Raw genomic sequence first — 25,633 nt, 5'->3', positions numbered from 1 at the left:
CTGCCTTTCTCGTATCTCGGTTTATTCGCTGATCGCTTAAGGCTCAATCGCCTCACGCGGGTCAAGGAAGGTCACCTGCAAGCGGGTTGCCGTCGGGTTCGGACGGCGGATCTTGGTTTCGACTTCCATGCTTTCGCCAACCGGCAGCATCTGCTGCTCCATCGGCATTTCAGCACCGGTCGAAACAAGCGATTCATCATAAATCAGCGGCACCTTCTTGCGCTGAACCACACGATCAAGCGGATCAAGCAGCTCGATCAGAAGGTAAGGCAGCGCACGCGGCTCCTCGCTGATATTGACGATCTCGGCCCGGACCACCAGCACATCAACCCCGTCTTCTTCTTCACGGGTCGGCGGCAATTCGCGGATATCAAGGCCTTCACCAACATGGGGCACATCAAGGCCCACCATGTCATAGACCTTGGCAATCGGCGGCCACATCTCGATGATCTGATCCTTGGCGAAATATCCGCCCGCACCAATCCCGCCAAGCAACAGCAGGAAGATGATCCAGCCGACGATACCCTTTTTCTTTTTGGGTTCCGGCTTCGGATTGTTGCGAATCAGCTGCTGGGGAATCGGGGGCGGATCAGGGATCTTGTCGGCTTCTTCAAAGCCCGGATCAACCGGCCCTCCGCCCATCTGGTCTGCATTGAAATCAGCACCAAGCGATCCTTCCTCGTTAAACGGGGCCGGGATATCACTTTCGGGTGCTGGTGCCGGGGCAGCCTTCTTTGCGCCGGGCGGGTCCTGATGCCAGCTATTGCCGCAGCTTTTACAGCGCACGGTTCGGCCTTTCGGGCCGATTGCTTCTGTCTTAACTGAGTATTTCTTGGAACACTCTGGGCAAGTAATGATCATTGCAAACCTGGCATATCGATGACGGCGGCATCAAACACGGGGGGAGGCAAGAAGCTGGTCGCGACTGACGGTCCCCCTGTGCCGTCAGTGAAGACTTACACTATATGTAAATAGCCGCGATTTAACAGACTGTTAAGCACAGATAACAGAAGCTGCCCGGATTTGGGTCTTAAACCTGCGCCTGACCGGGCTGCGGGTCACCCCCGAAAACACATGACAAACCGCTCTAACCGGTTATTTCATTTTCGATATTGTCATGGCAGCGGTACTTTCCAACCCTGTCCGATGATGACGAAAACCGTTATAAACTGCTATGTACCGACCGTCACGGCCCAGATGGAGCACGAATTTTGACCGACGTTGTCAGTTTCAGGGATGTCGGAGTCCGCTATGAATCCGGACCGGAAATCCTGCGCGACCTCAATTTTTCTCTGAGTCGCGGCAGTTTTCATTTCCTGACGGGGGCTTCCGGGGCGGGCAAATCGACCCTGATGCGGCTTTTATATCTGGCACTGCGCCAGACACGCGGTGAAATTTCGATTTTCGGACGCGACAATATCCGCATCCCACGCGAAGAACTGCCGGCGATTCGCCGCAAGATCGGCGTCGTGTTTCAGGATTTCCGCCTGATCAACCATCTGACAACCTTTGAAAATGTTGCCCTGCCACTGCGCGTAGCCGGCGTTGAAGACCTGCAGATTCGCAAAAACGTGACCGAGCTTCTCGAATGGGTCGGTCTTGGCGATCACGTCAACGCGCCGCCATCACGCCTGTCTGGCGGGCAGCAACAGCGCGTGGCCATCGCGCGCGCTGTCATTGGTCGCCCGGCCCTGCTTCTGGCCGATGAGCCAACCGGCAACGTCGATGACCGAATCGCCATGCGCTTGCTCTATCTGTTTGAGGAGCTCAACAAGCTCGGCACCACCGTTCTGATCGCCACCCACAACCGCAACCTTGTACGCCGCTTTGGCCATACCCAATGGTTGCTCGAAGGTGGTACCCTGCACGACGTCACCCATAGCGGCTAAGACATACCAATTCGCGACCGAACTTTCCTGAACCACGGGATCAACAGGACCAACACACGATCATGGCATTTCGCGCACCACCATCGCACCTTCCTCTTGAAAGCGATTCTTCCTCGCGCTTCTTGCCGAGCATCGTCGCCCTGATGGTGGCGCTGCTGACCTTCTCGATCGTCGGCCTCGCCGCCCTGCATGACAGTGTCGGTCAATGGTCCGGTCAGATCGAAGGCAGCCTGTCGATCCAGGTCCCGCCGACCGAACTTGCCAACCGATCCCCCGCCGAACGCGAAGCCGCCCTGCAGGGCACGGTCGATAGCATCATCGAACAGGTTTCCACCCTGCCCGGCATCGCAAGGATCGAGGAACTCAGCCCCGATACCATGGCGGCCCTGCTCGAACCCTGGCTTGGCCCGGACGAGGTCGTTAGCGAACTGCCCATTCCGCGTATCATCGAAATCACGCCCGAAACCGGGTTTAACTATGATGCGCTTGAAAGCCGTCTGGGCGTCATCGCGCCCGAGGCCGTGCTGGATGATCACCGCATCTGGATCGAACGCATTGCCGACGTCGCCTTTTCCGTGGAACTGGCCCTTGCGCTTTTGATTGTCGTTTTGTTTGGCGCGACCATGCTGTCGGTCGTCTTTGCCACCCGATCGGGCCTTTCGATCCATCATCGCATCATCGAATTGCTGCATCTGATCGGTGCGCAGGATGGCTATATTGCCCGTCAGTTTGGCCGCCATAACCAGCGCTTGGCCTTCTTTGGCGCGCTGATCGGTCTTCTGATCGCGCTTCCGGTCTCTGCCCTCATCGGTTGGCTTGGCATGCGCGCCGGCTGGCCGGTTCCGTCCCTTGTTCTAAGCCCCACCTTCATCGGCCTGATTGTCGCCATTCCCTTCATCGTTGCGATGGTGGCTGGCATCACGGCAACCCGAACCGTGCTGCGTGTCCTACACCGGATGTTGTAACCCGTTGATGGTCTTCGTATAGTCGGTTGTCACCACTTCCCTTTCGGGATCATGGCCTTGGCCCTCTTTGTCGTCTTGAGGAGATCCGAATTCATGCCAGATCGCCCCTATTCAGGCACGCATCCATGAACAAGCCGCCGCTTAGTGTGCAACATCGTCGCCGGTTCCGTCGGTTTCGCTTCTTGCTTTCCGCACTGATTTTCTGCGGGCTGATCTGGGCGGCCGGGTTCATCTGGTATGTCGATTACATCCCGAAAACCGTCGACAACACCAACCAGCGCACTGATGCCATTGTGGTTCTGACCGGTGGCAGCGAACGACTTTCCGAAGGCCGCCGTCTTCTGGTGCGTGGCCTTGCCGACAAGCTCTTCATATCGGGTGTTTATCGCGGGGTCGAAGTTGATGAATTGCTTTCGGTTGGTAAATCCGACCCGCGCCTGATTGCCTGCTGTGTGGTTCTTGGCCATGTTGCGGAAAACACCCGGGGCAACGCGATTGAAACCGCCGTCTGGATGTATGAGGAAGGCTATAAAAGCCTGCGCATTGTCACGGCCAACTACCATATGCCGCGCTCGCTTCTGGAATTCAAAAGCCTGATGCCCGATGTCGAAATCGTCGCCCATCCGGTTTTCCCCGATAACGTCAAGATCGACAACTGGTGGCGCTTCCCGGGCAGCACCGCGCTGATTGCCAGCGAATATAACAAATACGTCTTCGCCAGCCTGCGCAACACGCTGCTCAACTGGTTGCCGAACGGCGACCGCCAGGCCCTGCGCAGCCCCGGCGGCGTATTTGATGAGCAGCCAGATGACGCACCCGACCTTGATGACTATTCCGCATCAAACGGCACTGGCAAGGATGGCTGAACAATCGGCATTTTCTGATCGTCATATTGCTGTTACAAAACACCGGATATTAAGGGTCGGGACCTACGAAGGATTTTGTCTGAATGATTGCTCTGCGCGCGTTACTGTTTAACGTGTTGTTTTTCGGCGGAACGGCTGTCTTGTGCATCGTTCTGCTGCCGTTAATGGTATGTGGTCGCAAGGCCAACCAGTTCGTCGGCCATGCCTGGTGTCGGCTGACCCAGTTGGCACTGCGCTATTCGGTTGGCATGCGCAAACGCTTCACCGGCTTGGAAAACCTGCCAGAAGGCCCCTGCATCATCGTTGCCAAGCATCAGTCTGCCTGGGAAACCCTGACCTTCCATACGGTCGTCACCGATCCGGCCTACATCCTGAAAAAGGAACTCACCCGCATTCCGCTGGTTGGACAGTTCCTGATCTTGTCCGGCCAGATCGCAGTTGATCGATCAGCCGGCAGCCAAGCGCTTAAAGACATGATCAAGGGGGCAGCAAAGGCGCTTGAGGAAAACCGTCAGGTGATCATTTTCCCCGAAGGCACGCGCACCCCGCCGGGCTCCAACCGCCCGTATCATCCGGGTATTTTCGCGCTCTATAAAGCCTTCCCCGATACCAAGGTCATTCCCGTCGCGCTTAATTCCGGCATGTTCTGGGGCCGCGACAGCTTCATGAAATATGGTGGCCGGGTCACCATGGAATTCATGCCTGCCATGGAACCGGGGCTTGATCGCAAGACCTTCATGAAGGAAATCAAGAACCGCATCGATACCCGCACGCGCGAGCTCGAGGCCGAAGCACAGGCAGAATTCCAGCTGCCAATGCTGACCTCTGATGACATTGACGCAAAGCAGGAACAAGAAGACGCACAACTCGGCGTCGCCCCTGTCAAAGACACAAGCAGCGACAAGGTTTCCTGAACCAACTGCGCACAGCGTTTCCGGAAACAAGAAGGCCCGCGACACCATCTGGTGCGCGGGCCTTTTTCATACGCCGAAAGCTCTAGGGTTTTGCAACGCGAACACGCTCTGTCTTCTTGCGGGTCACAAGCCAGATGCCTGACACGATCAGGACGATCCCCGCCAGATGATAAAGATGCAGTGCCTCACCCAGAAACGCGATGGCAAGGCCGCTTGAACAGACCGGGATCAGATACATGAACACCCCGGCCTTGGCCGGACCAACCATCGAAACGCCCCGGTTCCAGAACATGTAGCCCAGGAATGCCGGCCCTGCCCCGATATAGAAAATCTTGAGCATATCCGGCCAAACCGGATCAAGGCTGGTGAAGAACGGCTTTCCATCGACCACCAGCGACCAGATATAAAGCGGGGTCAGGAAACACAAACCGATCAGGGCTGAAACAAACACCAGACTTAGCGGATGCACACCCTTGGGCGCGCGTTTGAGAAACATCGAATAGGCCGCCCACACCATGGCCGACAACATCGCCAACACATCACCCAGAACGAAATCCATGCGGGCAAAAACCGATGGATCGCCCTTGGCAATGATGGTTGCGGTCCCCGCCCCGGCCACCAGCACGCCCAGCCATTGACCAAGCCGTGGTTTGTCTGCGGTCAGAAGGGCTGCAAACAGCAGCACCCAGATCGGTGTGGTCGCATTCAAAAGCCCGGTATTGACCGCCGTCGTGTTATAGGCTGCGAGATAAATCACTACCGAAAACAGAAACACGCCGGTAAAGCCGATCAGAAACATCGACAGTTTGTGTTCAGCCATGATGCGCAGATCGCGCGCCAGATACTTGAAACAGAACGGCAGCAACAAACACAAAGCCACGATCCAGCGCCAGAATGACAGCGCTTCGAACGGCACGGTTTCGTTGATCCCGCGCGCCACAACGTGGTTGGACCCCCACATCAGCGAACAGGCGACCAGCATCAGATAGGCCACCGTCATCGGCGTCTGCGATCCGGTCTGGCCCGCAGCAACCGTCGTTCCGTTTGATTGGCTCATCAGATGCCTGCCCCCATATTGATCTCGCCATATTCGCGGCGGACCAAATCCATCAGATCATGCAGGGGCGGATCAACAATGCCCATTTCATCAAGATGGCTGACTGTGTTTTCAAGATATTCAAGGTTCGGTCCGACGCTGCCATGTGCCGCCACGATGATCTCGACGGCGGTGCGCACCGGCAGGTTCCCGGCATATTGTTCATGGCTCGGATCGGCGACATAGGTATGCGCGATCACCTTGCGACCATCGGCAAGCTCGACCTCGACATCAGCCGGGATATAGGTGTTGGTGACAAGTTCGCGCTCATCAAGATAGGCCTTCACCTTTGACCAGTTTTCCGGCGTGATGCGAAACGCGTTGCCGACACATTCCCCGCCTTCATTCAGGCCAAGAACCAGCCCCGGGTTTTCCGGCGTTCCACGGTAATGATGGGAATAGATACAGAATGACCGGTGATAGCCGGGCAGCAGCGCACGCGCGCACTCGGCAAAATCAAAGCCGGGCCGCCACAGAAGCGAACCATATCCAAAAACCCATTTTTCGCGGGCGTCCGTCAAACTTTCCTCCGACAGCTTTGGTGCTGATTTGATTAATTGGTTTACGGCAACCTAGCGTTTCATGATCACCAATGCCACCCCAAGGGCGGCAATTGCAAATCCGGCAAAGCCAAGAACACCAAGTTGCTCGTCAAACAGAAGCCAGGCAAAGAACGCTGCTGTGGGCGGCACAAGATAGAACATGCTGGCCACACGGGTGGCTTCGCCCTGCTTGATCAGAACCATCAAAAGCATGATCGCCCCGATGGACAGCACCAGCACCAGCCACGCCATCGCCAGAATGAAGTCCATGCTCCATTCGACCGTCAGCGGCTCCTTGAACAGCGCGATGATCCCGACAAAGACGCTAGCAGCAACATACTGCACGACCGTGCCGCTCATAAGCTCCATACCCGTGCAGAAGCGCTTTTGATAAAGCGTGCCCGCCGTCATGCCAAACAGGGCCGCCACCGCCAGACCGATACCAAACGGTGTGATGCCAATGCCATCGCCAATCTTGGGTAACAAAACCAGCGCCACCCCAATCAGGCCAAGGATCAACCCGCCCCACTGGCGCATGGATACCCGCTCACCCAAAAGCGATCCGACGACCGATGCGGTTACAACCGGCTGCAGACCAACGATCAGGGCCGCCAGCCCGGCTGGCAGTCCGGTATCAATCGCCCAGAACACCCCGCCAAGATAAACCCCATGCACCAGCACCCCGGTAGTGCCGATATGGCCGGCCTCACGCCAGGTTTTGGGCCATTTCGCCCCCATCAAAAAGATGACCGGGATCATCAGGATCAGGACGATGACAAATCGAACAAACAGGAAAACGAACGGATCTGCATAGGGCAGACCGAATTTGGCGCCCACAAAGCCCGTGCTCCACAGGAACACAAAGACGAACGGCATGAACCGCGTCAGGGCGGCGTGGTTGGTGGCAGACATTTCAATCCCCTTGGACCGGACGGTGCAACATGTGGGGCTGTTGTCCGTCGGGTTATCCCGGAAAGTCGGGCATCATCATATTATTCGGCAGGCTTCTTCTTGGCTTTTTCATAGCTTTTGCGGTCTTCACCCTCGGCCGAGAAATTGGTGAAATACTGGCCGGCATCGACAATGCCACGACGAATTTCACGGGTGCGGGTAAACAGATCAAACAGCTTGTCCCCCTCGCCCCAGCGAATGGCACGCTGAAGCGCCATCAGGTCTTCCTGAAAACGTCCCAGCACTTCCAGAACCGCTTCACGGTTGTTCAGGAACACATCGCGCCACATGGTCGGATCGGATGCCGCAATACGGGTGAAATCACGGAAACCGGTTGCGGAAAACTTGATCACTTCCTGACGCAGCGCATCTTCAAGATCGGTGGCCGTACCCACAATCGTGTAGGCAATCAGGTGTGGCAGGTGCGACGTGATGCCAAGGATACGGTCATGATGATCCGCATCCATGCACTCAACATGCATGCCGCATGCTTCCCAAAGCGCCTTGACCTTGGCGACCGCGTCTTCGCTTTCGCCCGGAACCGGGGTCAGGATGCACCAGCGTTCCTCAAACAGTTCCGGGAAACCGGAATCCGGACCGGAATGCTCAGTCCCGGCCAGCGGGTGACCGGGCACGAAATGAACGCCTTCATCAAGATGCGGCGCAATGTCGCGAATGACGGACTGTTTGACCGACCCGACGTCGGAAACAATCGCACCCTTCTTCAGCACACCGGTCAGTTGCGCGCCAATCGTTTCATTGGCACCAACCGGCGCACAGACCATGACCAGATCCGCATCACCAACCGCGTCCTTGATGTCGCAATAGGCTTCATCGGCAATACCAAGTTCAAGCACCCGGTCACGGGTCGCTTCCGAGCGGACCGCACAGGTGATTTTGTTGGCAAGGCCGTCGCGCTTGATGCGACGCGCCATGGATGAGCCGATCAGGCCCATGCCGATAAAGGCGACTGTTTCAAACAGCGGTTGGGATGCAGTATTGGTCATTTTAAGCGTTCACAAAGTCTTTGATGGCCTGAAGGCAGATTTCCATTTCTTCCTTCGTACCGATAGAGATACGAAGCATCTGCGGCAGGCCATAGGCACCGATTTTGCGCGGGATCACGCCACGGGCCATCATGAAATCATTGGCGGCATCGGCGTTCTTGCCATCTTCCGCCGGGAATTCGACGAGAACGAAGTTGCCATAGCTCGGATGTGCCTTAAGGCCCGCGATCGCATTAATCTCGTCGCGGAACCACGACAGCGTTTCGGCATTGTGGCGCACGCATTCATTGACGAAATCATCGTCATCAAGGGCGGCAACACCGGCTTCCTGGGTCGGCAGCGGCACGTTGAACGGGTTGCGCAAACGATGCAGCACATCGGCAATCGCCGGCGGCGCATAGCACCAGCCCAGACGAATACCACCAAGACCATAGATCTTGGAAAATGTACGGGTCATCACGGTGTTGTTGCCCGCTTTCACAAGCTCCTCACCCGCGGAATAATCTTCCTGACCGGTCATGAATTCCGCATAGGCCGCGTCAACCACCAGTACGATGTCATCACGCAGACCATCACGCAGGCGCTTCATTTCAGCATCCGTAATATAGGTGCCCGTCGGGTTGTTCGGGTTGGCGACAAAGACGATCTTGGTCTTGTCGGTAACCGCGGCCAGAAGCGCGTCAACATCAGTGGTCATGTTGGTTTCTTTGGCGGTGACCGGGGTTGCACCAACGCCCATGGTCGCGATCGGATACATCAGGAACCCGTGTTCCGAATACAGAACCTCATCACCCGGACCGGCATAGGCACGGATCAGAAGCGTCAGGATTTCATCCGAACCATTGCCGCAGACAAGCTGGTCGAACTCAAGGCCGTATTTCTCTGCCAGTTTGTGGCGCAGGATATCGCAGCCGCCATCCGGATAACGATGCAAACGGGTCGCCGAATTACGAAGCGCTTCCATGGCCTTGGGGCTCGGGCCAAGGGCACCTTCGTTTGACGACAGCTTGATCACGCGCTGAGCGCTGTCAGCACTGGATTTGCCGCCTTTATAGGGGGCAATATCAAGAATTCCGGGGCGTGGGGTGGGCGCAGACATCAGGTAGTTCTCCCAAGGGAAATGGCGGCCAATCGTGGCCTGCCTAGCATATTAACTCAGTGCATCTTCGGCGATCGGCACGGCATAGGCGCCAACCACCCGCAAACTTTCGGGGCGAAGGCCTTGCGCATCCAGGGTCGCCTGAAACGCATCGGCGCGATTACAAAAGAATCCCGGCACATCAACAAGCACAAAACGCCGATCTGCGTCCGTATCATCAGAAAAGCCAAGGATTACCGATCCGTCGATGCCATCCGCAATTTTTTTGCGCACGGTATCCATCGAAATCTCTTTCGACAGGCTGACAACAAACAGAGTCCGGTCATCGCCACTATCTTCAAGTTCAATCGCAGCCAGTACAAAACCTTCGGTCGTCTCACCCCGTCCGACCGGACGCCCGCCAAACGGCAGCTTGGACACGACACGAACTGCGCTTTGCGCGGTCAGGTTGGTCCACCATGGCATGGCTTCGCCCAGCTCGGGTTTGGGGAAGACTCCAACCGCGGCCCGACCTTCCTCAAGCGCGCCAAAGGCTTCGCGCGGGGTATCAAACTCGATAATCTCGTTCAGGCAGCCGAAATTCAGGCGCGCCAGTTCCCAGCAATCCACACCATCGGCATTGCGGCAAAGGGCCACCGTATACGGCGCCTCAAGACGCGTTCCGGCCGCGATCATCTCGCGCCAGATCTGAATCAGGGCGGTTTTCGGGAAGGCACCTTCATGGCGGTCAACAAGGGTGCGCATGATGCGGGCTTCACGTGCCGGGCGATAGGGCACCTTGACCTTGCCACCCGCTGCGATCACACGGTCCTTATAGGCCCCGACAGCCTGCACAACCTTGGTCCGGCGAATGATCAGCGACTGCAGCGCCTGATCGATTTCATCGATCTCTCCGCGCAGCTCATCCAGGTCAAGATTTGCCAAATTTTCGTCTTCGCACGCCATGATTCACTCTTTTATAAAACGGCGCACAGTATTAGGACAGGGCCGCAGAAATGCAAAGAAAAGATTGACTAACCCCGGCTCTGCTTCATAGCTAGGGTTAAGGAATTTCCGCCAAACCCGACATCGCGTCGCTCGCGAAAAGCCGGTTTGAGCGAGAAACCATCAAAAAACCAAGGAAACCGCCATTCATGTCCACCGCGACCAACACAGAAAAGCGCCCCCCGCTTCCGGGCCACCATATGGTGCTCGGCGAAACGGAAAAGCTGCGCCTTGATAGCGGTGTGGAATTCGGTCCCTTCACCCTTGCCTATCAGACCTATGGCGAACTGAACGCGGATAAATCCAACGCGATTCTGGTCTGTCATGCCCTGACGGGTGATCAGTATGTTGCTGACGAAGTCCATCCGATCACCGGCAAGGAAGGCTGGTGGTCCGAGATTGTCGGGCCCGGCAAGATCATTGATACCGACAAGTATTTCGTGATCTGCAGCAACGTCATCGGCGGATGTCTTGGCAGCAGCGGTCCCAAGGAAATCAATCCTGAAACCGGCAAGCCATGGGGTCTTGATTTCCCGGTCATCACCATTGCCGATATGGTGCGCGCCCAAACCATGCTGATCGATGCGCTTGGCATCGAAATGCTGTTTGCCGTCATTGGCGGGGCGATGGGCGGCATGCAGGTTCTCGAATGGTGCAAAAGCTATCCGGAGCGCGTCTATGCCGCCGCCCCGATTGCGACCTCGTTCCGCCATTCCGCCCAAAATATCGCCTTCCACGAAGTCGGGCGTCAGGCCGTCATGGCCGATCCGGACTGGTGCGGGGGCAATTACCTGCTGGAAGGCAAGAAACCGTCGCGTGGCCTGGCTGTTGCGCGCATGACTGCGCACATCACCTATCTGTCGCAACCGGCCCTGCATCGCAAATTCGGCCGCAAGCTGCAAAACCGGGGTGCGATTACCTATAGCTTCGATCAGGATTTTCAGGTCGAAAGTTATCTGCGCCATCAGGGCAAAAGCTTCGTCGACCGGTTTGATGCCAACAGCTATCTCTATATCACGCGCGCGATGGATTATTTCGATCTGTCGCTTGAATATGACGGGCGACTGGCCGAGGCATTTCAGGGCTGCAAGACTAGGTTTTGTGTCGTGTCGTTTTCCAGTGACTGGTGCTTTACCACCGCCGAAAGCCGGATCGTTGCCCATGCGCTCAATGCCGCGTCGTGCAATGTCAGCTGTGTCGAGATCGAAAGTGACAAGGGCCATGACGCGTTCTTGCTTGATGAACCGGATTTTCACATGGTTCTGAGTGGCTTCATCGAAGGTGCCGCCGAAGGCCGGGGGCTGAAATAATCATGAATGAGACTGCTTCAAACAGTGCAGCCAATCTGGCGCATAGTGATCGTATCCGTGTCGACCTGCAGCTGATCGCCGACATGATCGAACCGGGCACGCGCGTGCTTGATATCGGGTGCGGCGACGGCGAACTTCTGGGCTATCTGACCCGCACCAAAAAGGTTGATGGCCGCGGGCTTGAGCTGTCCAACGAAGGCGTGCGCAACTGTGTAGCGCAAGGTTTGCCGGTGATGCAGGGCGATGCCGATCGCGATCTGGCGGACTATCCGGACAGCGCGTTTGACTATGCCATCCTCAGCCAGACGTTGCAGGCGACCCAGCGTCCGAAAGAGGTGCTGTCAGAACTGCTGCGTATTGGCAACAAGGCGATTGTGTCCTTTCCGAATTTCGGGCATTGGCGCGCACGGCTTGATTTGATGTTCAAGGGCCGTATGCCGCAGAACCCCAACCTTCCGATCATGTGGTACGAGACGCCAAACATTCATTTCTGCACGGTTTTGGACTTTGTTGAGCTGTGTAAGGAAATGAATCTGACCATTGAAAGATCGATGGTTTTGAATGAAGCCGGATCGAAGCTTAGCCTTGGCAGCCAGACCCGGTTTTCCAACTTTTTGGGCAATCAGGCACTTTTCATGTTAAGCAAATAATCAGATCGATTATTCGTTTTCATCAAACAATCGACCCGCACAGATCACAAACTGATCCCGCCCCCGTCTGAAATCTGATGCCCGATCGGGCAAAATCATCAGACGGGGGCGATATGACCTTTTCAATCCTCATACAATTTATGCACCGCAGCTTTCTGATCGGCGCGATCACCCTGCTTGCAGCCTGCAGCCAGAAGGCAGAGACGCTGAAACTTTCGGTCACCCAGTTTGGCACCGCGACCGAGCAGGCGTTCGATCACTATGACGCGGCCTATAGCACCCAGTTCGCGCCCTTCCCGAAATCCGACAGCGCAAAGCAACGCGCATTCGTTGCCAATATCGAGGCGTTTACCGGCAAGGTCACGGCGGCCAATATCGATACCCTGCTTGATCCCGATGCGGTGAAGATTGATCCCGATGTTGCGCGCCAATGGCAGGACACGCTGAAGGATCTGCGAAGCCAGTATCAGCAGTTCGTCGCGATCTTCGATAATATCGAGGCCGGGTCGGCGCTGGGCGCATCGGCGGTCACGCAATCGGGCCCGATCCTTGAGAAGCTGCGCAAGCAACTGGCGACCATCAGCACTGATTTCGCAAAGACCCCGCCGCAATTTGTCACCCGGCGCGGTACGCTGATTGCCGAGCTTAATCAGATCAAAACTCAGGAGCACAACAACCCCGAGGCCGAGAAGCTGCTGGTGCAGGCCTGGTGGCAGCGCTGGAACAACCTGATTACCGATGAGAGCACCATGCAGGCCGATACCCTGCGGGCCTTTGTCACCGCCTTGGCACTGGGCAACAAGTTGCAGGGCCAGATCGACAATTACACCAAGCTTGATATGGCATCGCTGATCAGTGCGGTCGAAGACGGCATCAAGCTAAGTGATCAGATCGGCAAGCTGAGCCCGGCGGAACTTGCGACACAGGGTACTGCCCTGCTTGAAACCGCCACCAACTAGAATTCAGGGAGATCATCATCATGACCCAGACACTCGGACAGCTGATTGCCGGTGCGCAGCAAGCCTACGCTGATGCGGCCGCGACCTATCAGAACGCGACGATTGATCAGAAACTGAAGTCCAAACCCGATCTGGATAAGGCCGCCAGCCAGCTTACGGCCCTTCAGGCCAAGCAGCTGGATAACGCCAAACAGGTTGATGACGGGGATGTGGCGGAAATGGCGAAACTGCGCCAGCAGGTCAATGACGCGGCCGCCCTGCAGCAGGGGCTTGCGAAGCTGGTCTCGATCCTGGTGAAGTTCGTCTAGAAAACCGAGCGGAGTTCGTTATTTCCAACGGTCGGCATCGGCATCATCGGATGCCTTTGCCTCGACCCACTTGTCGCCACCTTCCGGGGTTTCTTCGCGTTTCCAGAATGGCGCGCGGGTCTTGAGGAAATCCATGATGAAGTCGCAGGCCTCGAACGCGGCACGACGATGGGCGGAAAGGACAATCACCAGAACGATGCGTTCGCCGGGCAACATGCGGCCAAAGCGATGAACAATGCGGATGTCATCGAGCGGCCAGCGGGTGGCAGCCTCATCGGCGATCTTTTCAAGTTCGCGTTCGGTCATGCCCGGATAGTGATCAAGCGTCAGGGCCGAAACATTTTCCCCACCGTGAATATCGCGCACCAAGCCAACAAAACTGACCGCCGCCCCGATATCGGTGCGCCCATCTGTCAGGGCCGAAAGTTCGGCACCCGGGTCAAAATCATGTTGCTGAACAGAAACGCGTGACATCACAGCTGTCCCCGGTTGCAATAATTAGTCGAGATGTTTCAGGCCGGTGCGCAGATAAATATAGCCGGTCTGCACCGTAACGATCCCGGCAATCCAAAGCAGGATATCACCAATCAGGATCGAAGGGATCAGATCGGGCGAGGCATCGCCAACCAGAAGGAAACCAATGGCCAAAATCTGTGCCGTGGTTTTCCATTTGGCAAGAACCGTCACCGGCAGCGGCACCTTGAGTTCGGCCAGATGTTCGCGCAGGCCCGAGACCATGATTTCGCGGCACATGATCACCACGGCCGGGAGGACGGCAAGACCGGCGATGCGTTCGAACGACACCATCATCATCAGGGCCGCAGCAACCAGAAGCTTGTCGGCAATCGGATCAAGGAAGCGACCGAGCGGGGAAACCACATTCATCGAGCGCGCCAGATAACCGTCAAAGAAGTCCGTCACACCGGCAAATGCAAACAGGGCAAAGCCGATCCAGTTCCCGATGGGGCCATCAATGTAAAACGATGCGACCAGTGCCGGGATCACGATGATGCGCGACAAAGTCAGCAGATTGGGAATCTGGTTCTTCATAAACGGGGCCTGTTTGACGGAATTTGCGGCGATGACGTCACGGGTCTAGTCATGGCATGGGGCATGACCACCCAAAGCCGCGCAATTATTAAAGGCTTGTGCTTTCAATCACAAGGGCCGTGTTGGTTTCCGGCAATTGAGACCGGTCCCACGCAGACTGTTTCGTACTTTCGCGAAGAATCTAAAGACTGCGGCGAATAGTCGAACAATGACTTTATTACTATTTTCAATGTGCGCCGTCAGGACCGTCCGCGATGAATATCAAGAAAGGTCTGTGACGTCGTTCTAAACCAAGCTGTTCGGGGGACTTTTCTTCCCCGTACCCAACGCATCCCCCCGAACAGCTTCCATTTCATTGAGCAATGACCTTTTCATGAGAAATCAGCTCTTTTCTATTCTCCAAGCTTGGAAAACTTCCCAATTCGATACTGAATGGGTTCTGGGTACTGTCTATCGCACGGAAGGATCAGCGTACCGTAAGGCTGGTGCCCAGATGCTTATTAATGGAAAAGGTCAGCAGTTCGGACTTTTAAGCGGCGGTTGTATTGAAGCCGATATTGTCCGTAACGCACGAAAGGCGATTGTCACAAATAAAATCGTCACGTTAGCGTATGACGGAAATGATGAGGATGACCTGTCATTCAAGTTAGGCATCGGGTGTGGAGGCGTTGTCCATATTGTCCTGCATCCCATCAACGGCAGTGATGATCTGGGGCTTTCAGACATTTACGCAGCTTTGGTCAAACGCGAAAGTGGTTACCACCATCTGAAAATTGGAGAGAAGATCGGCTATTTCCGGCCTTCTTTCGTCGACTTTCACGATCAGGCATACATCGAAAGCAATACCGACGGAGAATGGCTTGTAACCCCGATCAGACCCGAACCACATATCCTTGTCGTCGGTGGCGGACAAGATGCCCTGCCGGTAAGCAACATTGCCCATAATCTTGGCTGGAAAATCACAATCGCAGACCCCCGCCCAAGCAATGCACGAAGTGATTACTTTCCTCATGCGAGCGCCATTCTTCGTAAGGTAGATCAGTCACTTGCGTACTATGTCCACGAGTTCCGCGTTGATGCAGCGATTCTGATGTCGCATAGCATGACAATAGACGCCAGCGCGTTGGCAGCTCTGTTCAGTACACCTATTCGCCATCTCTCCATGCTTGGCCCGAGACATCGATTTATGGATGTTCTCAGTATTTCCGGCCTTTCCGAAGAGAAATTCGAATTCAAGCTGAGTAGCCCAGCAGGTCTCGACATAGGCGGGTCCTTACCAGAAAGCATTGCTCTTTCAATGCTTTCCGAGATTCACGCCACTCTTTATCGCAACCCGTCCCCAAACAGCATCTGACCATACGGCAAAAATAACGGACGATCACGAATATAAAGCAGACTTTGCAGCATATCACCCGAGTTCAGTTCTTATAAAATAACCAAACCAACGAAGAGAATAAATAAAATCGGTTGAATGACTTCTGCGAGGATTGTCGTGATTTGTACTTTATTGTCCAAAAACTACACTTCGTGTAATCGGCGCTCACTTTTTCATTTAGACCATCGCCGTGTTGCTTCATGGATTCTAATGGCATTCGTGTGCGTCTTTGTGTTCGTTCCGTTTTGTGCCGGGGCAGATGAGCCCGATGGAGAGAAAATTTTTCAAAGCCGGTGCGGCTCATGCCACAGCCTGGAAAATGGTCGAAACAAGGTTGGCCCTCATCTTTCTGAAATCATCGGCCGCAGAGCGGCAAGCATCAATGGGGCAACATACTCAGGCGCGCTGAAGGATTCAGGTATTGTCTGGGACGCCGGCACGCTCGACACCTTCCTTTCTGCCCCTCAGGACATGGTTCCGGGCTCGCGTATGCGCCTCAAAATTTCAAGCCCGACTCAACGTACCGCAATCATCTCATATCTCAGCAACCAGTAGGCCCGGTTAGGAAACCTTCATGACCTCATTTACGATAAATGGACGTGTCGTCGAAATCACGGCTGAACCCGATACCCCTTTGCTTTGGGCTATCCGCGAGCATTTGAAGCTCACTGGCACGAAATACGGATGCGGCTTAGCACAATGCGGTGCCTGCACTGTTCACGTGGATGGTGAACCGACACGCGCGTGTGTCACATGGCTCGAAGATGTCGCAGGCAAAGAAGTCACCACCATCGAAGGGCTTTCAGAAGATGGCAGCCATCCCCTTCAGAAGTCGTGGATAGCGGAGCAAGTCCCGCAATGCGGATATTGCCAGTCCGGCCAGATCATGCAGGCGGCTGCCCTTCTCAAAAACAACCCCGCCCCATCACGTGAGGAAATCGTCGATCACATGGATGGCAATATTTGCCGCTGTGCGACCTACGACAGAATTATCAAAGCGATTCAACGGGCCGCCCGGGAGAGTTAAGCGATGAAAAACGAATTAAATGTTCACACGCGTTCTATTTCGCGCCGCAGTTTTCTTATTACTGCCGGGACAGTTGGTATCGCAGTCAGCTATGGAAATCTGGCTTCGCAGGCTTTTGCTGCGACAATTGCGACCGAAACCGCAGGCAACTATCGCCCGAATGCCTGGGTCACTATTGATCATGACGGCACGGTAACGATCATATCCCCTGCCTCTGAAATGGGTCAGGGTGTTATGACGACCCTGCCATTGTTGATTGCAGACGAAATGGATGCCGAGTGGAGCAAGGTCAAAGTTGTTCAATCGCCCTCGGATGCAGAGAAATATGGAAACCCGGGATTTTACGGTATACAGCTCACCGGGGGGAGTGAAACAGTACGAGGCTATTATGAGCCTCTGCGCCTAGTGGGTGCGCAAACCCGCATGATCCTGCTGCACAGCGCGGCTGAAATTCTGGATAAACCGGTTACGGAACTTAATACCGAACCTGGCATGGTTGTCCACACCCCGACACAAACCAGAATAAGCTATGGTGAAATTTCACGCCTTGGAAAAATCTCAGATCCGCTGCCGCAAATTTCCAAAACCGACCTGAAACAGCCTGAACAATGGCATTATATCGGCAAACAAGACCTTCCACGCATTGATGTTCCGTCCAAAGTAGACGGCAGCGCGATATACGGGATCGATGTTCAACTTCCTGATATGCTTTATGGTGCTGTAATCCGTCCTCCTGTCCAAGGCGAGACGCCTGCGACCATTGACGACAGCGAAGCCAAAAACGTTGTGGGTATCACCAGAATCGTACGACTGCCTTATGGTGTGGGCATAATAGGTGAAACGATTGAAGCAACGATTCGCGCCAAGGAGATGCTTTCCATTGAGTGGACCACCGGATCACGGATCAGGAATTACTCAAGCGCCAGTCTTATCGACGAATACCGAAAAGCCGGAAGCGACCTTTCCCAAACGGGGGTAAACGCAGTTAAAAAGGGTGAGGCGGCACAAGCGATTGCGTCATCTGATATCCTTATTGAAGCAGATTACCTTAGTGATCACGTTTACCACGCCACGATGGAACCAATGAATGCGACAGCCCTTGTTTCAGACGACGAGGTCGAGGTTTGGGCGCCGACGCAAGGTCCAACTTTCACGCAAGGGTTTGCGGCACAAACCGCCGGAACAACAACCGACAAGGTAAAAGTCCATACAACAATGCTGGGCGGTGGGTTTGGTCGCCGCGCAGAGAGGGACTTTGTGGATGATGCCGTCTCGCTTGCAAAAGAAGTCAAAGGGCGCCCGGTGAAAGTTGTCTGGAGCCGCGAGGACGATGTCCGTCACGGCAAGTATCGTCCTTTGGTTGCGCAACATGTCAGGGTTGGACTTACGTCGTCTGGCGCCATCAGCGGATGGCAGCACCGTGTTGCAGCGGACTCCATTTTTGCACGCACATTGCCGCCAGTATTCGAAGATGCAGGTGGGCTGGACGACGTTGTCACCGAGGGCGCAGACTTCAATTACGATATGCCCACCCACGAAGTTGAGTATCTTCGACAGGATAATGGTCTTGATATCGGGTATTGGCGCGCGGTTGGCTGTGGATATACCAAATTTGCCGTCGAATGTGTGATTGATGAAATTGCAGCGACCCGTAACATTGACCCTGCCCAACAGCGTCTGGAGCTTCTTGCCGGGGAGCCAAGGGCACGTAAGGTTATTGAAAACACAGTAAAAATGTCAGACTGGTCACGTCCGCGTGAAGGTCGCGCCCTTGGACTGGCCTATTCAGACAGCTTCGGTGCTCACTGCGCAGCAGTCGCGGAAGTATCGGTTAATCGCGAAAATGGCCAAATCCGCGTTCACAAGGTTTGGACCTCCGTCGATCCGGGCGTTGCCATTCAACCTCAGAATATTGAAGCGCAGATGACAGGCGCAATCACTCATGGCATCAGTCATGCCCTATATGAGCAAATCAACGTGGTAAATGGAGAAGTCCAAGAAGGAAACTTTGACACCTATCGCGTCATACGCATGTCAGAAATTCCCGAGGTTGAGGTTTCCATCCTTGGCGATCCGACACAAAAACCATCCGGTATGGGTGAAGTCGGGCTTCCGCCCATTGGCCCTGCGATTGCAAACGCCTTTGCCCGTTTGACGGATGGTGCACGTCTTCGGCACTATCCATTCTTGCCTGAAAGGGTACTTGAAGCCCTAAACGGGTAGGAGCTTGTCTGCCGATTGAATTTGAAGGGTGCTCGTTGGAAACGCTCGCCAAGCAACAGTTAGCCCACGCGTTCGGCGTTCCAACGACGCCCTTCAGATTCAGGTTTGTCATTCCTAGCGATAGGCAAACCCGCCAACAGCGAAAGTCCTGTGGTCTGTTGGCGGCACCTTTGCCAGATATCGGACGGATCGGGAATTTCCTGAAGGCAACCTAGAAAGCGGAACCCTGCCGGTTAAAACTGTATTGCCGTGGCGAGGTACCCATTACCCGCTTGAATGCTGTGCTGAATGCGCTTTCTGCTTCATATCCCACAGCCAGCGCAATGGACGACACCGGGTCGGTCGAGTTTTCAAGGCGATCCACCGCCAATAACATCCGCCATCGGGTTAAGTATTCGATCGGCGTTTCACCAACTCTTTCTTTGAATCGCTGAGCAAATATTGATCGCGACATCCCTGCGCACGCCGAAAGCTCCTGCAGAGACCATTTTCTGGCAGGATCTGAGTGGATGGCCTGAATTGCCAGCCCCAGCCCGGGGTCGGCAAGTGCAGAAAACCAGCCAAGGTCATGGTTACTGTTCTCGGTTAACTCAATCCGCAGCGCTTGCACCAGAATCATGTGTGCCAGATGTTGCGCGATAAGGTCACTGCCCGGTTTCCGCTCGTTCAGTTCCGTAATCATGCGCTGTATTGACCAATGAAGTGCAGCCCGTTCAGAATCCTTACGAATGTGGACGATCTCGGGCAGCATCCTCAGTAGGGATGGTGCTGTTTTCCCGTGAACGGCGAAACGGCTACCGACGAGGAAGAAGTCTCCACCGCCGTTGCAGGCTACAGTCCCACCCGGCTGCGGTGGCGGGAACAGAGTACTGGAATCAACAGTCGGCACCGACAAGTCGCTTGCGAGAATAAACGGTTTTCCTCTTGGCAACACAAAGCAATCGCCTTCTTTCAAACAGGTTGGCGGCGGCCCATCCTTAACCGCGAGCCACGCAGTTCCCGATACCACCGAGTAACATTTGATCCGGTCATGTTGTTTGTTGAATTCAATAGCCCACTCGCCCCCGGCGCTAAAACCCGAGGATACGTAGCTCTTGGGCCGCAACAGCGACAATACATCGGAAAGAGGATCCATCTGACAAATCCAAGATAACTGACACAAAAGACGACGTGCATCTGACTGAGCAGATCAAGACAATCTGGGCGTTGGGGGTAGATGCACCTAAACCTGAGTGCAGTTATTGTAAGTAAGTACAAACCGCTGGCTTCAACATGCGCGAACGTCCCGATTTCTGTCCTGATCGTCCACGTGTGACGTATATCACCTGTGTTAATCGGACAATTGGGACGGAAGGACACCATCTTTGCGCGTGCAGATAGCGCCGCTGACACAGCCCAAAGCGGCGTGGCCAATATTTCTATTTGTCTTCGTGGAAATGATCATAAATCTTTCGAGCGAGCGCGGCACTGATGCCATCGACGGCTTCCAAGTCAGCAAGCCCTGCATCGGCCACCCCGCGGGCGGAGCCGAAATGATGCAAAAGTGCCTTTTTGCGCGCACCGCCAACGCCCGGCACCGAATCCAGAACACTTTTGCCGATCTGCTTGGCGCGTTTGGCCCGATGGGTACCAATCGCCCATCGGTGGGCTTCGTCGCGCAGGCGCTGAATGAAATAAAGCACCGGGTCCTTCATATCGAGGCGCACGGGCGCCTTGCCGGGGATGTGCAGAACTTCCTTGCCGGCATTTCGATCCACACCCTTGGCGACACCGACCAGCATGACGTCCTCGATCCCGAGATCTTCGAGAACCGAGCGCGCAACGCCGAGCTGCCCCAAACCGCCGTCAATCAGACACAGGTCCGGCCAGGTGCCGTTTTCGCGGTCCGGGTCTTCTTTTTGCGCGCGGGCAAAACGGCGGGTCAGGACTTCGCGCATCATGGCAAAGTCATCACCCGGTGCGATATCGCCCTTGATGTTGAATTTGCGATAGGCGTTTTTCATGAAGCCTTCGGGCCCGGCGACAATCATGCCACCAACCATGTTGGTGCCCTGGGTGTGGGAGTTATCGTAAACCTCGATCCGTTCGGGCGTGCTTTCGAGATCAAGCTTGTCGGCCAAGTCTTCGAGCAACTTGCGCTGTGTCGCACTTTCGGCCAGACGGCGTCCCAGCGCATCCTTGGCATTGGTCAGGGCATGTTCGACCAGCTTGCGCTTGCCGCCGCGCTTGGGGACCAGCAATTCGATCTTACGGTCGTTATTAACGCCAAGCGCGGTTTCAACCAGTTCGTGACCTTCGATTTCGTGCGACAGGAAGATCTGCTTGGGGGCTGGTTTGTCGGCATAGAATTGCCCGACAAAGGCCGAAAGGATTTCCGGGATTTCGGCGGACTGTTCATGGCGCGGGAAGTAGGACCGGTTGCCATAGTTCGAGCCCGAGCGGAAGAAGAAGACCTGCACGCAGCTTTGCCCGCCTTCCTGATGGAGCGCAATAACATCGGCCTCTTCGACACCTTCGAGATTGATGTCCTGATGGGATCGGATCTGGCTGAGCGCGCGGATGCGGTCGCGATACATCGCGGCCTGTTCGAACTCCATCTTTTCCGATGCGTCCATCATGTCAGCTTCAAGCTGCTTGAGGATTTTCTGGCTGCGCCCGGTCAGGAAGTCACGGCAGATATCAACAAGCTCGTCATATTCCGGCTTGGAAATCCGATCGACACAAGGGGCGGCACAGCGTTTGATTTGATAGAGCAAACACGGGCGCGAGCGGTTGGAAAACACCCCATCGGTGCAGGAGCGCAGCAAAAAGGCGCGTTGCAGATGGTTGATCGTGTTATTGACCGCCCAGGCCGAGGCAAACGGGCCAAAGCAACTACCATCCTTGGCGCGTGCACCACGATGTTTGACGATGCGCGGATAGTCGTGATCCTCGGTGATCAGAATATAGGGGAAGCTTTTGTCATCGCGCAGCAGGATGTTGTAGCGCGGTTTAAGCTTCTTGATCAGGTTGGATTCAAGAAGAAGGGCTTCGGCCTCGGTATGGGTGGTGATGATTTCCATCCGCACCGTCTGGGCCACCATGCGGGCAATTCGGATCGGCAATTGCATGATGCGGGTATAGGACACCACGCGTTTCTTGAGGCTTTTGGCCTTGCCGACATAAAGCACACGATCCTTGTCATCGATCATGCGATAGACACCGGGCGATCCCGGCATGGTTTTCAGCGCATTTTTGATCGCCTCGACACCCCGTGCTGCCCCGCCCTCGGTTGGCTCTGCTTCCAGAGACAAACCGATTTCCCGTTTCGGGGCATCATCCCCGGTCGGGTTTTCGGGGGAAACTGGTGGCTTCATCAAGGCACTCCGCGATCAGGCAAATCTGTTGCTGTTCAATCAAGCTGCAGCAGACTCTAAAATACATTCAAAGTTGTGACGGTCGTCACTGGCAAACACGCATTGGAACATAGCGGAAAAGATTAACACCGCAACTGCATCCGGGGGAATCGCCATGCCAAAAAAGATGTCCACCAAGTCTGTGGATAACTATGTGGGTAATAGGGGGGTGACTTCCTGCACCCCTTGAGAGTCTTAACGTTCTGTGAAGTGCCCATTTATTGAGCAAAACAGTTAAGTCATTGAAATACTTCAATAAAAATACTGTCAACCTGAAATCATTCGGTAATACAGTCGTAAAAATCGAATATTTTCCTTTGATTCACATTCGCCAGATGCTTGTGAATAAGCGCAATTGCGATTCGGCCCAGAGGAATCATAGAGTCCCTTGGATTGCCGGTCTGAAAAAGTAAATTTTTTCGGGATCGTTAACGGTGATCAGCGCGCGATATTGTGGCGTTCGATTTCAACACCGACCGCCGTGACATCTTCAAAAACGTCGAGCTTTTCAACTCTGACGATCACCTTGCGAACGCGCGGATCGGCAAGACACATATCGGCGAGTTTTTCCCCAAGGGTTTCCACAAGGTTGGTGTGACCGTCCTGGCAGATGCGACGGGTGCCGACAACCAGATCCTCGTAGCTGAGCACGGTGGTGATGTCGTCATTCTGGACACCGTCGCCTTCGAGCACTTCGAGATCAAGATTGATCCGTACACGCTGCGGGGCTTCTTTTTCGTGTTCGTAAACACCGATAGAGGTGTGAATGATCATGTCACGCACGAAGACACGGCGCAGACTGCCAGCCAGATCGGCAAATGGCAGTGCGGTAATTTTGGCGTCCTTTTTAAGGCCTGCGGTCATATTCCGGTCTTCCCTGTGCTGCTTTCTTGCATGAGCCGATTAACGTCACCATGCATGTCCGGCCCGATGTTTGGCAGTGATTTTTCCGATCACCGCCAGGCATCATTCGTTGGGCGCATCATCTTCGCCACTGGGCGCCCAATCGAGGTGCTGCCCGCCGTCAAGGGCTAACATTTGCCCGGTGATGGCCGGTGCGGCAAGGAAAAATCGAACCGCGTCGCAAATCTCTTGCGGGTTTGTCCCTATTTTCAGGGGTGTTTTAGCGCATTGTGCGTCGAAAACTTCCTGTGTTTGTCGGCTACTAGGCAGTGCGGGGCCCGGTCCGATGGCATTGACCCGAATTTTGGGCGCCAAAGCCAGTGCCAGGGTCTGCGTCAGGGTCCAAAGCCCCGCCTTTGACAATGTATAGGTCATGAAATGCGGGGTGAGATTCCAAACGCGCTGATCAATCAGGTTAATGATCGCGCCCTTGCAGTCGTCCGGCAGGTGTTTGGCAAATTCCTGCGACAGGACAAAGGGTGCGCGCAGATTGGTTTCCATATGCAGATCCCAGCTTTCGCGGGTCGCAGTTTTCACATCATCATATTCAAAGGTCGAGGCGTTATTAATCAGAATCCCGACCGGCCCCAGCTGTTCCTTGGCATCGGCCAGCAGACGATGTGTGTCGTCCTCGTTTGCGAGATCGGCGGACACGACGCAGGCGCGCCGGCCAAGGTCGCGGACCTCGGCGGCAAGGATTTCGGCATCGCTACGCGAATTGTTGCAATGAAGGGCGATGTCATAGCCGTTGCTGGCAAGATCAAGGGTGACCGCCCGACCGATGCGCTTTGCAGCACCGGTGATCAAAACCGACTTTGGAGACTGACCTGTCATTGCTGCCGCGATCCTTATCAAAGCGTCCCGACCTATTCATTACCGGTCGGGGACTGATTGAACTGTCTATGCTACGACAAGTTGGAAGACATAGACCAGATAGGCAATCACGAATGCCACGCCGGTGATGCGCGAAATCTTGCGCAGGGCATAGGCAACGCCCAGCAAACCAACCGTCACCGCCAGCATGATCCAGATATCGGAATTCATGATCTGATCGGGGACCGGGATCGGTGCGATCAGCGAAACACCGCCAATGATCACAAGCAGGTTCAGAAGGTTCGAACCAAACACGTTACCAAGTGCAACGTCGGAATGGCCACGGAAGGCGGCAACAACCGATGCGGCCAGCTCCGGAAGCGACGTGCCAAACGCCACAAGGGTCAGGCCGATGACGGCTTCGGAGACGCCGAACTGACGGGCGACCGAGACGCCGCCTTCGACCAGCCATTCCGCGCCAAACATCAGGGCGACAATCCCGATCACGGTTGCGATGATCGGCTTGGTCCAGCCTTTGGGCTTTTCACCGACTTCATCGACTTCTTCTTCGTGAAGGTGGCTGGCGTCACTTGGCGAGTTCTTGTCATGCTTATAGGTAAAGTACCAGATCGCCGCCAAGACACAGAGCATGATCGCCCCGGACCAGCGTTCGATCACACCGAACATGCAAAAACCGATAAACAGTAAAGTGCCCAGCAACATGGTGCCGCCATCACGCACCACGGTCACGCGCGATGCAGCGACCGGTTTCAGAAGCGCGACTGCACCGAGGATCAACAGGATATTGGCAATGTTGGAGCCAACCACGTTGCCCATGGCAATGTCGGCCGTGCCTTTGAGCGATGCGTTCAGCGAGACGACAAATTCCGGGGCGGACGTACCAGCCGCGACAATCGTCAGACCGACGATGACCTTGGAAACGCCAAGCAGAAGTGCAAGACCAACAGCCCCCCTTACAATGAATTCACCACCTGCCGTCAGGAGAACAAGACCTGCGATGATCTGAATATAGGGGATAAGCTGTTCCAAAATATCTGCTCGTTTCAAAAGCGATTAAACCGGCCTTTTGTCAGGCCCGCGGAAGATGGCATTTGGCAGCGCGAATGGCAAGCCATCAGGATGTGACATTCTGCGCACCCATCGCGTGCCATACGACGAAGCACGGCAGAATGACGCGTGAAGACAGAGCTGTGAATTTTGCAAATGCGTCAAATTTACCCACGACTGGCAGGGTTATTTTCGTTATCCTTGTAATCTCGTTATTTTCAGACATTTACCGCCTTCCG

Annotated in this window: 26 protein-coding genes; 12 read left to right on the top strand and 14 right to left on the bottom strand. The window is 55.1% G+C overall.

Annotation, left to right across the window (positions count from 1 at the left end):
- Positions 1-36 precede the first annotated feature (36 nt).
- Positions 37-861 (bottom strand): DUF3426 domain-containing protein, encoded by an 825-nt coding sequence (locus CMO10_RS04690; protein ID WP_297019133.1) that lies wholly within the window; start codon positions 859-861, stop codon positions 37-39.
- Between the two features lie 350 nt (positions 862-1,211).
- Between CMO10_RS04690 and ftsE the strand changes: the two genes are divergently transcribed.
- The 4 genes from ftsE (at position 1,212) to CMO10_RS04670 (ending at position 4,634) form a co-directional block, all read left to right on the top strand.
- Positions 1,212-1,889 carry a cell division ATP-binding protein FtsE gene (ftsE, locus tag CMO10_RS04685; protein ID WP_044829285.1) on the top strand — a complete coding sequence of 226 codons (678 nt, stop codon included), beginning with the start codon at positions 1,212-1,214 and terminating at the stop codon, positions 1,887-1,889.
- 62 nt (positions 1,890-1,951) lie between these two features.
- On the top strand, positions 1,952-2,854 hold the full coding sequence (locus tag CMO10_RS04680; protein ID WP_297019129.1) for a cell division protein FtsX: 903 nt from the start codon (positions 1,952-1,954) through the stop codon (positions 2,852-2,854).
- 125 nt (positions 2,855-2,979) lie between these two features.
- Positions 2,980-3,720 carry a YdcF family protein gene (locus tag CMO10_RS04675; protein ID WP_297019127.1) on the top strand — a complete coding sequence of 247 codons (741 nt, stop codon included), beginning with the start codon at positions 2,980-2,982 and terminating at the stop codon, positions 3,718-3,720.
- A gap of 83 nt (positions 3,721-3,803) precedes the next feature.
- Positions 3,804-4,634, top strand: coding sequence for a lysophospholipid acyltransferase family protein (locus CMO10_RS04670; protein ID WP_297019125.1), 831 nt, complete (start codon positions 3,804-3,806; stop codon positions 4,632-4,634).
- Positions 4,635-4,716: 82 nt separating this feature from the next.
- Here the strand turns inward: CMO10_RS04670 and CMO10_RS04665 are convergent, their stop codons facing one another.
- From CMO10_RS04665 to CMO10_RS04640, 6 genes are all read right to left on the bottom strand, one after another.
- Positions 4,717-5,691, bottom strand: coding sequence for a DMT family transporter (locus CMO10_RS04665; protein ID WP_297019123.1), 975 nt, complete (start codon positions 5,689-5,691; stop codon positions 4,717-4,719).
- Complete coding sequence (locus CMO10_RS04660; RefSeq protein ID WP_044829228.1) at positions 5,691-6,251, bottom strand: gamma-glutamylcyclotransferase; 561 nt, start codon at positions 6,249-6,251, stop codon at positions 5,691-5,693. The genes CMO10_RS04665 and CMO10_RS04660 overlap by 1 nt, the downstream gene beginning before the upstream one ends.
- A 51-nt stretch (positions 6,252-6,302) precedes the next feature.
- Complete coding sequence (locus CMO10_RS04655; RefSeq protein ID WP_044829229.1) at positions 6,303-7,184, bottom strand: DMT family transporter; 882 nt, start codon at positions 7,182-7,184, stop codon at positions 6,303-6,305.
- Between the two features lie 80 nt (positions 7,185-7,264).
- The gene (locus CMO10_RS04650; protein ID WP_297019119.1) at positions 7,265-8,230 is read right to left on the bottom strand and encodes a prephenate/arogenate dehydrogenase family protein; all 966 of its coding nucleotides are present in this window, start codon (positions 8,228-8,230) and stop codon (positions 7,265-7,267) included.
- Position 8,231: 1 nt separating this feature from the next.
- Entirely contained in the window at positions 8,232-9,329 is a 1,098-nt protein-coding gene (gene hisC, locus CMO10_RS04645) for a histidinol-phosphate transaminase (RefSeq protein WP_297019117.1), read from the bottom strand.
- A gap of 51 nt (positions 9,330-9,380) precedes the next feature.
- The gene (locus CMO10_RS04640; protein ID WP_235285070.1) at positions 9,381-10,253 is read right to left on the bottom strand and encodes a chorismate mutase; all 873 of its coding nucleotides are present in this window, start codon (positions 10,251-10,253) and stop codon (positions 9,381-9,383) included.
- 260 nt (positions 10,254-10,513) lie between these two features.
- Between CMO10_RS04640 and metX the strand changes: the two genes are divergently transcribed.
- The 4 genes from metX to CMO10_RS04620 all read left to right on the top strand — a co-directional run bounded on the left by metX (position 10,514) and on the right by CMO10_RS04620 (position 13,540).
- Positions 10,514-11,623 carry a homoserine O-acetyltransferase MetX gene (metX, locus tag CMO10_RS04635; protein ID WP_363928325.1) on the top strand — a complete coding sequence of 370 codons (1,110 nt, stop codon included), beginning with the start codon at positions 10,514-10,516 and terminating at the stop codon, positions 11,621-11,623.
- A 2-nt stretch (positions 11,624-11,625) separates the two neighbouring features.
- Positions 11,626-12,273 (top strand): methionine biosynthesis protein MetW, encoded by a 648-nt coding sequence (gene metW / locus CMO10_RS04630; RefSeq protein ID WP_297019111.1) that lies wholly within the window; start codon positions 11,626-11,628, stop codon positions 12,271-12,273.
- 140 nt (positions 12,274-12,413) lie between these two features.
- On the top strand, positions 12,414-13,232 hold the full coding sequence (locus tag CMO10_RS04625) for a hypothetical protein (protein WP_297019110.1): 819 nt from the start codon (positions 12,414-12,416) through the stop codon (positions 13,230-13,232).
- Between the two features lie 20 nt (positions 13,233-13,252).
- On the top strand, positions 13,253-13,540 hold the full coding sequence (locus tag CMO10_RS04620) for a hypothetical protein (RefSeq protein WP_297019108.1): 288 nt from the start codon (positions 13,253-13,255) through the stop codon (positions 13,538-13,540).
- 18 nt (positions 13,541-13,558) lie between these two features.
- On the opposite strand, the gene moaE is transcribed toward CMO10_RS04620, so the two are convergent.
- Together moaE and pgsA are read right to left on the bottom strand one after the other, a co-directional pair.
- Positions 13,559-14,014 carry a molybdopterin synthase catalytic subunit MoaE gene (moaE, locus tag CMO10_RS04615; RefSeq protein WP_297019106.1) on the bottom strand — a complete coding sequence of 152 codons (456 nt, stop codon included), beginning with the start codon at positions 14,012-14,014 and terminating at the stop codon, positions 13,559-13,561.
- Positions 14,015-14,038: 24 nt separating this feature from the next.
- Positions 14,039-14,590, bottom strand: coding sequence for a CDP-diacylglycerol--glycerol-3-phosphate 3-phosphatidyltransferase (pgsA, locus tag CMO10_RS04610; protein WP_044829236.1), 552 nt, complete (start codon positions 14,588-14,590; stop codon positions 14,039-14,041).
- Between the two features lie 373 nt (positions 14,591-14,963).
- Between pgsA and CMO10_RS04605 the strand changes: the two genes are divergently transcribed.
- The 4 genes from CMO10_RS04605 (at position 14,964) to CMO10_RS04590 (ending at position 19,215) form a co-directional block, all read left to right on the top strand.
- On the top strand, positions 14,964-15,944 hold the full coding sequence (locus tag CMO10_RS04605; RefSeq protein ID WP_297019103.1) for an XdhC family protein: 981 nt from the start codon (positions 14,964-14,966) through the stop codon (positions 15,942-15,944).
- A gap of 231 nt (positions 15,945-16,175) precedes the next feature.
- A complete protein-coding gene (locus CMO10_RS04600) occupies positions 16,176-16,520 on the top strand; it encodes a c-type cytochrome (protein WP_297019101.1) in 345 nt (114 codons plus the stop codon).
- 19 nt (positions 16,521-16,539) lie between these two features.
- Complete coding sequence (locus CMO10_RS04595) at positions 16,540-16,992, top strand: (2Fe-2S)-binding protein (protein WP_297019099.1); 453 nt, start codon at positions 16,540-16,542, stop codon at positions 16,990-16,992.
- A 3-nt stretch (positions 16,993-16,995) separates the two neighbouring features.
- A complete protein-coding gene (locus CMO10_RS04590; protein ID WP_297019097.1) occupies positions 16,996-19,215 on the top strand; it encodes a xanthine dehydrogenase family protein molybdopterin-binding subunit in 2,220 nt (739 codons plus the stop codon).
- A gap of 211 nt (positions 19,216-19,426) precedes the next feature.
- On the opposite strand, the gene CMO10_RS04585 is transcribed toward CMO10_RS04590, so the two are convergent.
- From CMO10_RS04585 to CMO10_RS04565, 5 genes are all read right to left on the bottom strand, one after another.
- A complete protein-coding gene (locus CMO10_RS04585; protein ID WP_297019095.1) occupies positions 19,427-20,350 on the bottom strand; it encodes an AraC family transcriptional regulator in 924 nt (307 codons plus the stop codon).
- Between the two features lie 283 nt (positions 20,351-20,633).
- Positions 20,634-22,571 carry an excinuclease ABC subunit UvrC gene (gene uvrC / locus CMO10_RS04580; protein WP_297019093.1) on the bottom strand — a complete coding sequence of 646 codons (1,938 nt, stop codon included), beginning with the start codon at positions 22,569-22,571 and terminating at the stop codon, positions 20,634-20,636.
- Positions 22,572-23,048: 477 nt separating this feature from the next.
- A complete protein-coding gene (gene folB / locus CMO10_RS04575; protein WP_044829290.1) occupies positions 23,049-23,474 on the bottom strand; it encodes a dihydroneopterin aldolase in 426 nt (141 codons plus the stop codon).
- Between the two features lie 102 nt (positions 23,475-23,576).
- A complete protein-coding gene (locus tag CMO10_RS04570) occupies positions 23,577-24,347 on the bottom strand; it encodes an SDR family oxidoreductase (RefSeq protein ID WP_297019090.1) in 771 nt (256 codons plus the stop codon).
- A 66-nt stretch (positions 24,348-24,413) separates the two neighbouring features.
- Positions 24,414-25,376: a calcium/sodium antiporter gene (locus tag CMO10_RS04565; protein WP_297019088.1), complete on the bottom strand. Its 963-nt coding sequence runs from the start codon at positions 25,374-25,376 to the stop codon at positions 24,414-24,416.
- Between the last annotated feature and the right edge of the window lie 257 nt (positions 25,377-25,633).

The sequence above is a fragment of the Thalassospira sp. genome (assembly GCF_002709775.1).
GTDB lineage: Bacteria > Pseudomonadota > Alphaproteobacteria > Rhodospirillales > Thalassospiraceae > Thalassospira.
Note: the sequence above shows the minus strand (reverse complement) of the source record. Positions and strands in the feature narration are given on the sequence as shown.